The following is a 13,325-nucleotide window of genomic DNA, read 5'->3' on the forward strand; positions in this document are numbered from 1 at the left end:
ATTATAAAGCACCTGAATGTTTCACATTCAAATATGTATTGAGCACATGAGGCAATAACTGCTCAGGGTTACAATCAATCGCAATCACCCCTTCTTTTCTCAGTTTCGCCATATTTTTCTTATGTGTATTTAATAAACTGAGTGCTGCGCAATAACTTGTTGCATCTTCGTACTTTTGAATTGGTTCTTTAAGCACTTCACTCACAGAGCGGTTATTTATGTTGATTAAAGCAACTAAATGATGCTTCTGTAATAGTTTTATCGCTGGCAGTAATTCATCAATACTTTGTTCGTCGAGTGTTGTAACGAGTAAAACTAAAGAACGCTTACTACGCTTGGCAATTAGCTGATTTACAGCAACCACATAATCACTGCTACTTTGGTCTGGGTAAAGATCATAAAAGTGGTTCATTACCCGCGACACATTTTGTGCTCCTTTTACACCAGGTAACCAACGCACGTTCTGATTAAAGCTTTGCATACTAAACCAATCGCCTTGCTTTAATACCGTGTGTGATAGTAACAATAATGCATTTAGCGCGTGGTCAAAGTGACTGCCCTCTTTAGCCTCTATAGCCATTTTCTTTGAAGCATCCAGCATAACAATGACATGCTGGTTTTGCTCTTCTTGGTATTCTCGGGATATTAATTTACGGCGTTTACTGGTTGCTTGCCAATCTATCTGCCTAACGCTATCACCTTGGCGATACTCTCTTAGTTGATGAAACTCAATTCCATCACCACGTTTTTTTGTTAGCTTAAGGCCATTAATTGGTTTATTTGTCACGCCGTTAAGATGTTGCTTAGACGTGACGCGGCTGAAGTCTGGGTATACTTTCAACTGCGTCTTGTGTGTTGCTAACCAATTTGATTGCCATAACCCAAACGCAGAAGTTATACGCAATTCAACCGCCGAAATATCTGCATCTCCTCGCTTATGAGCTCGCATTGAATAGCTAAGCTCAGCTTGTTGGTTTGTCTCAAGTTCAATACTTTTTACAGCTTCAGCAAGCTCCAGTGCATTTGTTAAATGAATACTAATGTCAGCACGTAGAACCTGTTTTGCTTTATTTTTTAGTCGCAACTTTATTGGCTGCCAGCGATATAACGCCATATTTTGATTTGTTGAAAGCTCTACAGATACATTGTGCGCAAATCGCGAAAAGTAACAATCAACACAAGCAATCAGCAAAGGAATACAAAGCAGTAGCGTAATAAATAAGCTGCTAAGCTCAATCAAAGCAGATACCACCACTAAGAGGACAATAACACTCAGTATCTGTACTAGGCGTTTTGATGGTCTTAGCTTTATACGTTTCATGATCGTGGTGCTTCAACACTAGCAAGAATGGCACTAATCACTTCATCAAATGACACACCTTCAAGCTCAAGATCAGCAGATAAAATCAAACGATGGCGAAGTATATTAACTGACACTGATTTAACATCATCAGGGGTTACAAAGTCACGACCATTCATTAGCGCCATCACTTTTGCCGCTTTAATAATATTAATTGATGCTCGCAACCCTGCTCCATGTAAAACTCCCTGCCACGTTCTTGAGCTACGCGTAATATCAACCGCATAATTTAAAATCTGTTCGTCCACTAATATATCTGCACAAAGCTGTTTAATTTGTGCAATTTGGGCAGCATTTAATACAGCTGGCAATTCATCAACGGTTGATTCATTCGAAACCATCTTGGTGTTTAGTTTTAGTAACTCCACTTCAGATTCGAACGAAGGAAACCCTAGCTCAATCTTCATCATGAAACGGTCAAGTTCTGCTTCAGGTAGCGGATACGTACCTTCTTGGTCAAGCGGGTTTTGCGTGGCAAGAACCATAAATGGCGAGTCGATTGACAGCGTGTCACCATCAATGGTTATTTGTTGTTCTTGCATCACTTCAAGTAACGCTGACTGAGTTTTTGCAGGTGCACGGTTTATTTCATCGGCCAATAATATGTTGGTGAAAGCAGGTCCCTTTTTAATATTAAATTCACCCGATTTCATATCATATAAACTGTGACCAACGACATCCGATGGCATTAAATCGGGTGTAAACTGAACCCGTGAAAAATCAACACTCAAGCTTTTAGCAAGTGCTCGTACCAACAAGGTTTTACCAAGCCCTGGTACACCTTCAAGTAACACATGTCCGCCGGCAAACAATACTGTTAATACGTCTTCTACAATGGCATCTTGGCCAACAAGAACACGCGCAATATTTTCTTTCACTTTTTTTACTGCGTTTGCCGCATCTACCAGGCTCAATGAGTGAGTATCTAGTTCCGTGCTCATAAGGCATTCCTTAATTGTTTATATCGTTTTATATAATCTGTTCGTTGTTCACGAGACTCGGGAAGTTCACTTGAAAGCAAGGTCTCGACTTGCTGTTTATCAAACTGAGTTAAACTGGCAATAATCTCAGCCTGTTTGTGTGCACTAAGCATTTTGAAGTTAGGGACACGCATCTCTACTTTTGCATTAAAATCTTTTTTTAGCGCCTCGAATAAACGCGCTTCATGACCATGTTCTGTGTAAAAATTTGCAATAGCTCGAATATGCTGATTAAAGCTTGTTTTGCTATCGACATCTGGCGCATATGCGCGGCCAATACGGCTAGTAATATGCCACACAGCAAATACCACTGTCAGTAATAAGCTAACCACAAACTGCCAGCTCCAATGCCACAACTTAGATAACCAATTTGGGTAACTTAAATACGGCACATACGTCACTTTACTGGCACCTTGAGTAAGCCAAACTAATAGGCTGCCATGATCTAGATGTCGTAACTTATAATTAGTAAAAGGGGCCAGTGATGGTAAAACGATAACACGGCCCGCACCAAATGGCAGATCGCACATTACAGTATCACCCGCTTGATTTTCTGTTTGCACGCCTTGGCAACTATCAATTTTAAAAGCTTGGCTAAGTTCGAGTTCTAATTGCGTTGTCTCATCAATTGTCAGTGTTGTATTTGAGCTGCCTTCTTCTAATAGCACAAAATTGAATTCAAACACATCATCGACGGTTGTAACATCAATCCCTAACTCTTGGAAAAAAATTGCGTTATCAATCCCTAGCTCATCGCGCTGTCGGTTAAGTACATAAACTAAACGCCCACCGTCAGCGACCCACTGCACTAGCTGTTGATCAAGCTCATATGAGTTAGCAAGTACAGCCTCATCAACAACCAGCATAGTATTTGGGTCTATTGTTAATTGATTGGGGTTAGTTTGGCTGGCTAAACGTTTATCTTTGTGCCATTTCACATCATATGAAGCCAATAACCGCTGAGCCAGAGTGAAGCTGTCTTTTGCTACCTCTGGTTGAAAACCTATCTCTACTTCCTGTTTTTCCCATTTTACTGATGCCAACATTGACCCGAGTAAAGCAACGGTTAAAACCAGTAAACCAATCATAAAATACTTAAGTTTCATGGTTTAACTCCACAGGCAACGACATTTGCTTAATTTGCTCTGCAAGTTGTTCAAAGTCGATATTAGGTTTTCGATGTCCCCAAGCAACACTGACCCATGCTGAAAATAATGTGCCAAATACAGCTTGCCATTGCTCGGGCACGCTTGCATCAATTGCTTGTTTACACTCACGTTCAGTCATTGAACGATGAAGTTTTATCTCATACTGAACCTGTGCCCAGCGAAGTGAGTGATGTAATAAGTAACCAAGCGCTAACCGTAAGTTTCCTGAACGATAATTCTCAAGTGCAGCACTAATTAAATCAGCAGGAAGTTCGTCTTGTTTAATGTCAGTAAATAAAGACGGAATAACATGGTCTGACTTTTTTTGTGACTTTTCAGGCAATTTCAACCCTGTGAAAAAACCTTTATTCTTAACAAGATAATAAACAAGCCACAGTGCAAGTAATCCCACAAAGCCCCACACTAAATAGCTAAGCGTAAATCCAATTAACTCAAAAAAATTACTCAGCCATGAAAAATCAAACGATGATGGACTTGCGTTGTCTTGTTCAAAATTAAAGTCAGGAACCCAAGTCGTTTTCTTTTCAATAACATCATCTTGATTGTAAAGTGTAATCACTTGTTCTTTAACAGCATCTTTATCAAGCTCCTCAGCAAAACTGGTTTGTGGCATCGCTGCCAAAAAGCTAAGTAAGCAAGCGCATATCAACGGCAAAGGCTGTGCAAAACGTGTTTTTATATTCTTAAAAGCAAGCTCAATGTCCCAACCTTCGAGCTCAACCCTGCGATGTAAATAGGCTAAAAACCCCCCTGTGACAAACAGTGGAGCTACTAGAGAAATGCTTAATAAATAAAGTAAATTAAAGGCAATTTCTAGCCAAGCAGGAGAGTCTTGAAATTGATAGATAGATTCTTCAAGAGAAAATGAATTTGGGATCAATGCAATTGAAAAAGCCGAAAGTCCCATTAAAACAATAAACTCGAAATGTACGCAAAAAAGCATCCATAAGGTTTGCTTTGGCTTTGATGTTGCAAAAAGAACTTGCTTACGTTTTTGCTTTCGCTCTGCTGATAAGCGCTCTAATTGCTCCACCGGAGCCAAAAATGCACGATTAGGGCTGAGCCTGAATACGGTTAGATGCGCTAGCATATCCTTGAATTTAAGCTGCTTTATAACCAGTATGCTTGACTTAATAGAGGTTGGTTGACTAAACACAGCCTTCGACATGTAATCAAGTAAAGGGCGTTCAAATAATGGTTTTAATAGCCATACAGCAAATGCAGCGATTGACCAGCCAAGTAAAAACCCTAATATCAAAAATGTTGGTAAAGCTAAGCAGATATAAAGGCTAAACAAAGGTAAAAAGTGCTGCTTAGTTAATAATACAGTTAAATCAAAGTTTTCATAGGCGCTACGTTTACGCGGGTTAAAACTTAGCCTATTAAGCTCCATAACGCATCCCCTTGTATAGCCTATACAAAACAAACGCCCAACAAGCACTCCCTACACTATATTTAATTTCATTGGCTATATCACGTGGCGACCAAAAGGCCTCAATAAATGCCGCAAGCACAAGCATTAAAAACGCACCAACAATAAGAGGCAATGCTTTTTGGGCGGCCTGTTTAATTGCATAGCCGCGGGTAAAATGACTAGGATTTAATAATGCATAACCTATCTGACACCCTGCAGCAGAGGCAATAATAATGGCGGTTAATTCAAATGAACCATGGGTTATAACGAATGAGAAAAATGGCCCTTCAAAGCCAATATTAACGATGTGAGCGGCAATCGCACCAAAGTAAAAGCTGTTAAATAGTAAGAAAAATGCAGCGCCAACACAAAACAATACCCCACCAGCAAACATTTGAAATGCAATGCCAATGTTATTGTAAATATAAACACCAAACATCATGAGATCTTGAGCTGCGCCACGCTCAGCTGTTTGTACACTGCCCCCGGGGTTATACATTTCTTCAATTTGCAGTACGGTGCTTTGCCCTAAAAATGTATATACCGCATCAGGGTCAAGCATCACCCAAATAAAAGCGATAAGTGCTAAGCCCCAAAATGCTAATAAGTTAATGCCCAGCATTATACGGTTCTCATAGAGGGCCCGAGGAAATGCAGTGCGGGCAACATGCCATATCTCAGAAAACTGATTGCTGCGAGATAAGTACAAGCGCTTTTGACCATACTGAACTAAACGATTAATTTGCTCAATAAGCACGGGGCTGTATTGGCGACTGCGGGCAATGGCTAAATCATTACACACCTTACGGTACATATTAGGAAAATAAACCGGCAAACTTTCTGATTCTGCAAGCTCGCAAAGCGCCTTAAATTCATTCCAACTCTGGCTATTCGATTTTACAAATTGCGTTTGCTTCATTGCACTGTCTCACTCTGCGCCTGTTCATTAGAGTTACTTAACTGACCTGAGTAAAAACGCGCATAACCGACTAACATACTTTGCGCTTCACTGGTCTCTAACTTAAATGGTTCCGCTAAAATAGCAGCGAGTTCACTGCGCCTCGCATCAGAAAGCTCATCACTGCGCTCTGCAAAAGCAAGCACTGCTAATTGTTCTTCCGTGCTTAAGCTCAATACTGGGATTTCAATATTGCCTTTCGGTAATTCAGGGCGTGCCTCTACTTCATCATCATAAATAACCATGGTGCCTGCAGCCCAATCACCAATGCGCTTAAATCGAGAGTTGAACATCATTACAACAAGCCCTAAAAAATAGCCAATAGGTAACATATCTGCTGGTCGTAATAGGTTTCGTACAACAATTTGTGAAAAACTGGCTGGTAGGCCATTATCTTGTACTACGCGGATCTTAAGACGCTTTTTCCCAGGAGTTTGACCATTTTTCATTTCAAAAAAAATGTTGTATCCCCAAGATGTTATAAAATAAATAATCAGAATAATGCCCTGTCCTGCATCACCTAAAAGGCTAAATACAAGTGATACAACGAACATAATAAGACTGCGAAATAAGAAATCGATGATGTAGGCATAGCTACGGGAGACAACACCTGCGGGTGTGATTGCAATATCAACCCCTTCAGGTAATTTAACGTATTCTCTGTTTTCCAATCCGTGGTTTAACATTTAATCTACTACTGCTTGATATTATTGTTTTCGCTACCTAACCGGTATACATGATAGAAACAGCCACATAGCAATAATTTGAGCGCTTAATAATGCGCTTTTTCTGTCCCTTTTTCAATCTTTAAACAAAGTAATATTAAATGATTAATAAAAATACTACTTTATAGGTAAATAAAATGATAAAACCGATCTGCAATCGGTTTTATCAAACATAACCAGTTAGGACTACTTTTCAGCGCGACCCATAAACTTTTGTTCTGCGGTATTAATACGAATACGATCGCCTGTTGAAATATGCTCTGGCACTTGAATAGTAAGACCTGTACTCAAACGTGCTGGTTTTGAGCGAGCACTTGCTGAAGCGCCCTTAATTGAAGGGTCTGTTTCTTCAACAACAAGTTCTACACTTGAAGGTAAGTCAATCCCCACTGGTGAGCCATCGATCACTATAACATGTAGACCTTGCGTCTCTTCATTAACAAATAAAATCTCTTCGCTAATTGCTTCTTTGTTTAAGTTATAAGGCGTGTAGTCTTCATTATCCATGAAAACATACTCCTCACCATCAATGTAAGAGAACATCGCTTCACGACGAGTTAAATCAGCAAGTTTAAGCATATCGCTATCTTTAAATGTTTCGTCTACTTTGCCACCAGTAACAACATCATATAAACGCATGCGGTATAAACTACCACCAGCACGACCTTGCGGTACTGAACGTTGAATATCTTTTACTACTAAAACTTGGCCGTTATGCTCAATAGCGGCACCTTTTTTGACTTCACTAGCCTTAGGCATGGGTGTATTCCTATCGTTTTTTAATGACAGGAATTTACCACGTAATTACTATTGTTCAACAAAAATTTGCAGTTTTACTTTTGCTGATGTAATTGGTCTATTTTTCAGCGAATTATCGTAATAAATGTCTCAAACCGAATAAAAAGATGCTATCTTTATAGCAACGAAAAATGACTTCAAGGACTGGATCATGAATCAACATGCTGTACATGAATACTTAATGAAAAAGCCAGTGGTAATGCTCACTCAGCCATTTGGTCAAGACGTCGATGTTTATAAAGTAAATCATAAAATGTTTGCGACTCTCGCAGAGGGAAAAGAAGGCCAAACAAATGAAGATGGTGAACCTGTTTGGTGGCTTAACTTAAAATGCGATCCGGACGAAGCTCAAGCATTACGTGATATTTTTCCTTCTGTAATTCCTGGTTACCATATGAATAAACGGTTGTGGAATACAGTGATTTTAGATGGCACTATCCCACAAGGAGAAATTGAACGAATGATTGATAACTCGTTTGATTTGGTGGTTGCGAATATGCCTGAAAAAGACAGAAAAGCGATTGAGCTTCACCTATAATTCGACCGCACTGATCACACCCTGTGATCAGTGCAATTTAAATGAAAATGGTGATCGGTATACAAAACCCCACCAATAGCATAGGCATCTAACTGCTTATCAACTAGCTGAAAGCCACACTTCTCGAGTACTTTTTCTGAACCTATGTTGCCTTCAGTGACGACAGCTTTAAACTCCTTCACAGAATACTCAGCCTGAGCAAAATCAAGCACCGCCTTTAAAGACTCGGTGGCATAGCCACGACCATGAAAATTAGGCAGCAATAAGTAGCCAACTTCTTGAATATCAGGAACGGTTGATGAGGTAAAACCTGTCACCCCCACCTCTTTACCTGTAGTCGTTTCAATAATAACTAAACACAATGGCGAGTTTGCATCTGGCTGCCAGGGCTTTAAACGTTCGTTAAACTTCGCACGTAGCTGCGCCTCTGAGGGCTTATCAAAGCATTTCTCAATAACCTCTGCATCATTGTGCAAAGTGTAAAACAGTGGCCAGTCATCAGCATTTAACAACCGTAAAGTTAATCGCGCAGTGGTGAGAATCATGGTGATCAATCGCTAAGTAAATAAGTCTAGTTATAACAAACCTACTTAGCTAATTAAATACCACTTATGGCCAATACTGCAGCGTAAGCTGCTTTACAGCTACCAAGTATAAATCACTTTTCCTATCACGTTATCTTTAGGAACAAAGCCCCAAAAGCGGCTATCTGAGCTATTATCTCTAGAATCCCCCATAACAAAGTAATGATCTTCAGGGATGATCCATTCCGCCTTTTCGCTGCCAGCTTGGTTGAAATAATGACTTATCTGTTCAGGGTGATTCTCATTTAGTAAAATTTGATAACGTTTACCATCATTTACCTCTTGCAGAACTTTAAGTCCACCTTCAGTTTGAGAAACGAGTGATTGCTCTAAAGGGATGAAGTCAGTGCAAATATCGGCTCTCTCATCACATGCTTTTTTCACGTAAACGGTTTTATTTCGATAAACAATTCTATCGCCAGCTACCCCTATTACGCGTTTCAGCCAAGTATAATCAGGGTTTTTCGGATACTGAAAAGCAACAACATCACCTCGACTCACTTTAGCTGACATGGGCGATCTTGAAATTTGATAGCCTAAGTACCGATAATTACCAAAACCTATTTTACTAACCAAAACTTGGCTCCCTTTATCTAACTGAGGTGCCATAGATGAAGCTGGTAAAGTGAAAGGCTCAAATGAAAAAATTCTCATTAAAATAAGAGCAGCAGAGACGGTAAGATAAATTAAAGTTACAGCCCACCAACTTGCGAACCAAGGCCGCTTCTTATCTGCGTTATAGTGCTTCGTTATCCAAAAAGCATGGAGTGGACATATAATTATAAACACACTTGTTAGATAAATGCCTTGATACCAATCGGCCTCTCCCGCACTCGCTTGGATTTTAATGTCAAACAAGTAGCATAAGGCCGTTAAAACAAGGTAAGTAATAAACAACCTGAATTTGTTAACGTACAAAAATACAAATGGCTGAAATAACACGCCCAGAAGAATAGCGATAAAACCTTTAGGCTTCCATGAAGTAGACACTCTGACATCCTTGTTTAAATTAAGTCATTGAATTTATTTGTTTATATTAAATATAAAATCACAGTGATGCCATAAAATTTTTATATTTCTTTAAAGCAATACTCCTTTAAAGCAAAAAGCCCCGCTCAAAATGAGCGGGGCTTTTAAATTAACTAATTAATTTAAAGCATTAGCTTTTCGTCGTTTCTGTATCCACTTCTACTGAAGCTTGCTCGTCTTCAACCACTTCCTTGGTTACTTCAACCGGATCGACTTGTGCAGCTTCGGCAACTGCCGACTCTTCACTTTCTGCTTGGTAAAAACGACAACCCTTTTCAGCCATTGCTTTTAATGTATCGCAAGGAGTAAAAATTGGGTTGTAATTAGCGAATGTGGCCATTTCAGAAGTAACCTGTGCTGCGCCAAGTTTATCCATATAACTAAATGGACCGCCTAAGAAAGGAGGGAAACCGATACCAAAAATAGCACCAATATCACCGTCACGAGGACTTGCAATAATGCCATCATCTAAACAACGTACCGCTTCGTTCAGCATTTGTGCCACACAGCGTTTAGCAATTTCGCTCTTGTTTAAGCGAGGTGATGGCGTAACTCCCAGTAACTCGTATACTGACTCATCCACTTTTTTATCTTTTTTGTCATAAAGATAAAAGCCACGACCTGTTTTACGGCCTAAACGCTTAGAATCGATTAAGCGGTTAAAGGCATCGGGGGCTTTAAAACGCTCGCCCAATTCTTTTTCAAGGATGGGAGCAATTTTAGAGCCAATATCAATCCCTACTTCATCAAGTAATGCTAATGGGCCAACAGGGAAACCAAACTCAACCAATGCTTGGTCAATCTTTTCAATTGGCTCACCTGCAAGCAGTAAATTAGCCGCTTCATTGACATAAGGCGCTAAGATACGGTTTACATAGAAACCAGCCATATCTTTAACCACAATCGGCGTTTTGCCTTGTTTACGGGCAAAGTTAACAACACGGGCTATGGTTTCTTCAGACGTACCGGCATGTGGAATAATCTCAACAAGTGGCATTTTCTCAACAGGTGAGAAGTAATGCAGACCAATTACATTTTCTGGGCGCGCTGCATCCGCAGCGATTTGTGCAATCGGTAATGACGAGGTATTACTTGCAAAAATCGTGTTGTCTTGGCATTCACGTTCAACATCAGCGACCATGCCTTGCTTAAGAGCTAAGTCTTCAAACACTGCCTCTATCACGATATCAATGTGTTTAAAACCACTGTAATCGGTGGTGCCGGTAATACGGTTCATGGTTTGTTGCAGCTCAGCTTTAGATAAAATACGGCGCTTTTGCTTTTTATCTAAAATTTTATAGCTGTAATTCATCGCATTGCTGATGCCCTTTTCAGCTACATCTTTGATGCGCACCGGAACACCCGCTTTCACAGCACTGACATGAGCGATACCCGCGCCCATCAAGCCACCGCCTAATACTGCCGCTTTAGCAATTGCTGGTGCATCATCGTTGCGCCATTCTTTTTTCATTTCAGTGGTTGCAAAGAAAATACCGCGCAATGCTTTTGACTCATCGCTCATAACTAGCGTGGCAAAGCCTTCAGCTTCAGTTTTATATGCTTTTAACTGATCAAGTTCAACACTTGCACGAACTGCTTTAATAATGGCCAAAGGCGCTGGATAATGGCCACCGGTTTTCTTCAGCACATTTTCTTGTGCTTTTTTGAAAATAATATTGCGGCCAAATGGGTTCGACTCAAGTAATTGGCTTAAACGGTCAAGTTTTGGTTTAGTAGCCTTGGCCTTACCTTTTAATGCAAATTCTTTAGCAACGTCAAGTAATACACTGTGCGGCACACAGTCGTTTACTAAGCCTGTTTTCTTCGCTTGCTTAGCACGCACTTGTTTACCTGTAAGCATCCATTCAAGTGCTTTTTGCAGGCCGACTAATTTAGGTAAACGTTGAGTACCGCCACCACCTGGTAATAAGCCTAACTGTACTTCAGGTAAGCCAAGCTTAGTGATATCACTGTCAGAACAAACACGGTAATCACAGGCTAGAGCAAACTCTAAGCCGCCACCCAATGCTGCACCATGAATGGCACTCACTGTTGGAAAAGGCAGTTTTTTCATATCAAAAAACGCTTCTTGGCACATTTCGCTCAGCGCTAATGCGTCTTCACGGCTAGTTGCGCTATCAAGCATTTTAATATCAGCACCGGCGATAAAGTTATCGCTTTTACCGCTAATAAACACCATGCCTTTGACCGCTTGTGCTTGTGCGTCTTTAAGTAAGGTTTTTAAATCTTCTGCAAAACTGCTACGCAGGGTGTTCATTTTCTCACCCGGCACATCAATAGTTACAACGGCTACGCCGTCATCAGCCACTGATAAACTAAATACTGAATCTGTCATTACGCACTCTCCAATACAAAGGCTGCACCTAAGCCACCCGCTGCACACGCAGTCGTTAGTGCTAGGCCGCCACCGCGACGATTAAGTTCATTCAAGCTTTGCGTGATCAGGCGCGCACCTGTTGCGGCAAATGGGTGGCCGTATGCTAGTGAGCCACCTAAGACATTGAACTTGTCCATGTTAATTTCGCCGATCGCTTTACTACGACCTAGCTTTTCTTGTGCAAATTTATCTGACGCAAACATCTTCATATTGGCAAGTGTTTGCGCTGCAAATGCTTCGTGCATTTCAATTAAATCTAAATCAGCTAATGTAATACCTGCTCTATCTAAAGCGATTGGCGTTGAGTGCGCCGGACCCATTAGCATGTCTTCATGAACACCGATTGCAGAAAACGCAAAGCTACGTACATAACCTAGAATGTTGTAACCCAGTGCTTTGGCTTTACTCTCGCTCATCATTAATACCGCAGCGGCACCATCTGTTAATGGTGTTGCGTTAGCTGCAGTAACTGAACCATGCTGACGGTCGAATACTGGTTTTAATTTCGCGTAGCCTTCAACCGTTGAGTTATGACGAATGTTATTGTCTTGCTCAATAAAGCTCTTATAGGGTGCAACATGGGCAGTCATTACTTCATCTTTAAGTTTACCATCAGCCCATGCTTGGCTTGCAAGAGTGTGAGAACGATGAGCTAAGGCATCTTGATCTTCACGGCTAATACTATGCGTTTTCGCCATTTGCTCTGCCGTTTGACCCATAGATAAGCCAGTAGAGTACTCAGCTACTGCAGGTGGTACAGGGAGTAAATCTTTTAGGCGCAGTTTTGAGAAAATCTTCAAACGCTGGCCAAGTGTTCGCGCTTTATTTAAATCAACCAAGCTGCCGGCTAACTTTTTGCTCACACCGATTGGTAATACAGATGATGAATCAGCGCCACCGGCGATACCCACTTGCACTGAACCTGCCATAATTGACTCAGCAACATTAGCAATTGCTTGGAAGCTTGTCGCACACGCACGTGATACAGAGTATGCATCTACTGAAACAGGCATACCTGTGCCTAACACAATCTCACGAGCAATATTAGGCGCTTCTGGCATTTGCACTACTTGACCAAATACAAGCTGATCGATTTCAGACTTATCAAAATTAAGACGCTCAAGCATCTCATTAACAACCAGTTTACCCATATCAAGTGCTGGCACATGGTGGAATGCAGTCGCTTGTTTTGCAAACGGCGTTCGTAAGCCGCTAACGATGGCGATACGATCGCCCTTTGCTGTTTTAAGTATATTTTGCTCAGACATTTATGCTCTCCCGCTGACAGGTCTGACCTGTTTGTTTTTCCTGATTCTAAAACAACCCGAATACGAATGCCAATAGAGAAACGAAATTAGTTACCAACCATAGG

The 13,325-nt window shown here is 40.8% G+C and carries 12 protein-coding genes; 1 reads left to right on the forward strand and 11 read right to left on the reverse strand.

The genetic code is table 11. The features are described from left to right. Position 1: 1 nt before the first annotated feature. The 7 genes from L3Q70_RS11430 to yeiP form a co-directional block, all read right to left on the reverse strand. Positions 2 to 1,321 carry a DUF58 domain-containing protein gene (locus L3Q70_RS11430; RefSeq protein WP_193987599.1) on the reverse strand — a complete coding sequence of 440 codons (1,320 nt, stop codon included), beginning with the start codon at positions 1,319 to 1,321 and terminating at the stop codon, positions 2 to 4. Continuing rightward, positions 1,318 to 2,301, reverse strand: coding sequence for a MoxR family ATPase (locus L3Q70_RS11435; RefSeq protein WP_193987600.1), 984 nt, complete (start codon positions 2,299 to 2,301; stop codon positions 1,318 to 1,320). The genes L3Q70_RS11430 and L3Q70_RS11435 overlap by 4 nt, the downstream gene beginning before the upstream one ends. Next, positions 2,298 to 3,446, reverse strand: coding sequence for a DUF4350 domain-containing protein (locus L3Q70_RS11440; RefSeq protein ID WP_237114293.1), 1,149 nt, complete (start codon positions 3,444 to 3,446; stop codon positions 2,298 to 2,300). The genes L3Q70_RS11435 and L3Q70_RS11440 overlap by 4 nt, the downstream gene beginning before the upstream one ends. Continuing rightward, positions 3,436 to 4,902 (reverse strand): hypothetical protein, encoded by a 1,467-nt coding sequence (locus tag L3Q70_RS11445; RefSeq protein ID WP_237114294.1) that lies wholly within the window; start codon positions 4,900 to 4,902, stop codon positions 3,436 to 3,438. Before L3Q70_RS11445 ends, L3Q70_RS11440 begins: the two co-directional genes overlap by 11 nt. Beyond that, complete coding sequence (locus tag L3Q70_RS11450) at positions 4,892 to 5,842, reverse strand: stage II sporulation protein M (protein ID WP_237114295.1); 951 nt, start codon at positions 5,840 to 5,842, stop codon at positions 4,892 to 4,894. Before L3Q70_RS11450 ends, L3Q70_RS11445 begins: the two co-directional genes overlap by 11 nt. Further along, positions 5,839 to 6,567 (reverse strand): RDD family protein, encoded by a 729-nt coding sequence (locus L3Q70_RS11455; RefSeq protein ID WP_062569786.1) that lies wholly within the window; start codon positions 6,565 to 6,567, stop codon positions 5,839 to 5,841. The genes L3Q70_RS11450 and L3Q70_RS11455 overlap by 4 nt, the downstream gene beginning before the upstream one ends. 225 nt (positions 6,568 to 6,792) lie before the next feature. Further along, a complete protein-coding gene (gene yeiP, locus L3Q70_RS11460) occupies positions 6,793 to 7,365 on the reverse strand; it encodes an elongation factor P-like protein YeiP (protein ID WP_062569785.1) in 573 nt (190 codons plus the stop codon). Between the two features lie 190 nt (positions 7,366 to 7,555). Between yeiP and L3Q70_RS11465 the strand changes: the two genes are divergently transcribed. After that, a complete protein-coding gene (locus L3Q70_RS11465; protein WP_062569784.1) occupies positions 7,556 to 7,942 on the forward strand; it encodes an MmcQ/YjbR family DNA-binding protein in 387 nt (128 codons plus the stop codon). Between the two features lie 14 nt (positions 7,943 to 7,956). Here the strand turns inward: L3Q70_RS11465 and L3Q70_RS11470 are convergent, their stop codons facing one another. The 4 genes from L3Q70_RS11470 to fadI form a co-directional block, all read right to left on the reverse strand. Continuing rightward, entirely contained in the window at positions 7,957 to 8,487 is a 531-nt protein-coding gene (locus L3Q70_RS11470) for a GNAT family N-acetyltransferase (protein ID WP_062569783.1), read from the reverse strand. A 99-nt stretch (positions 8,488 to 8,586) separates the two neighbouring features. Then, positions 8,587 to 9,516: a signal peptidase I gene (gene lepB / locus L3Q70_RS11475; protein ID WP_062569782.1), complete on the reverse strand. Its 930-nt coding sequence runs from the start codon at positions 9,514 to 9,516 to the stop codon at positions 8,587 to 8,589. 169 nt (positions 9,517 to 9,685) lie between these two features. Beyond that, positions 9,686 to 11,911 carry a fatty acid oxidation complex subunit alpha FadJ gene (gene fadJ, locus L3Q70_RS11480; RefSeq protein ID WP_237114296.1) on the reverse strand — a complete coding sequence of 742 codons (2,226 nt, stop codon included), beginning with the start codon at positions 11,909 to 11,911 and terminating at the stop codon, positions 9,686 to 9,688. Next, entirely contained in the window at positions 11,911 to 13,221 is a 1,311-nt protein-coding gene (gene fadI, locus L3Q70_RS11485; RefSeq protein ID WP_062569780.1) for an acetyl-CoA C-acyltransferase FadI, read from the reverse strand. The genes fadJ and fadI overlap by 1 nt, the downstream gene beginning before the upstream one ends. Between the last annotated feature and the right edge of the window lie 104 nt (positions 13,222 to 13,325).

This window comes from Pseudoalteromonas sp. CF6-2 (assembly GCF_021729425.1).
GTDB lineage: Bacteria > Pseudomonadota > Gammaproteobacteria > Enterobacterales > Alteromonadaceae > Pseudoalteromonas > Pseudoalteromonas arabiensis.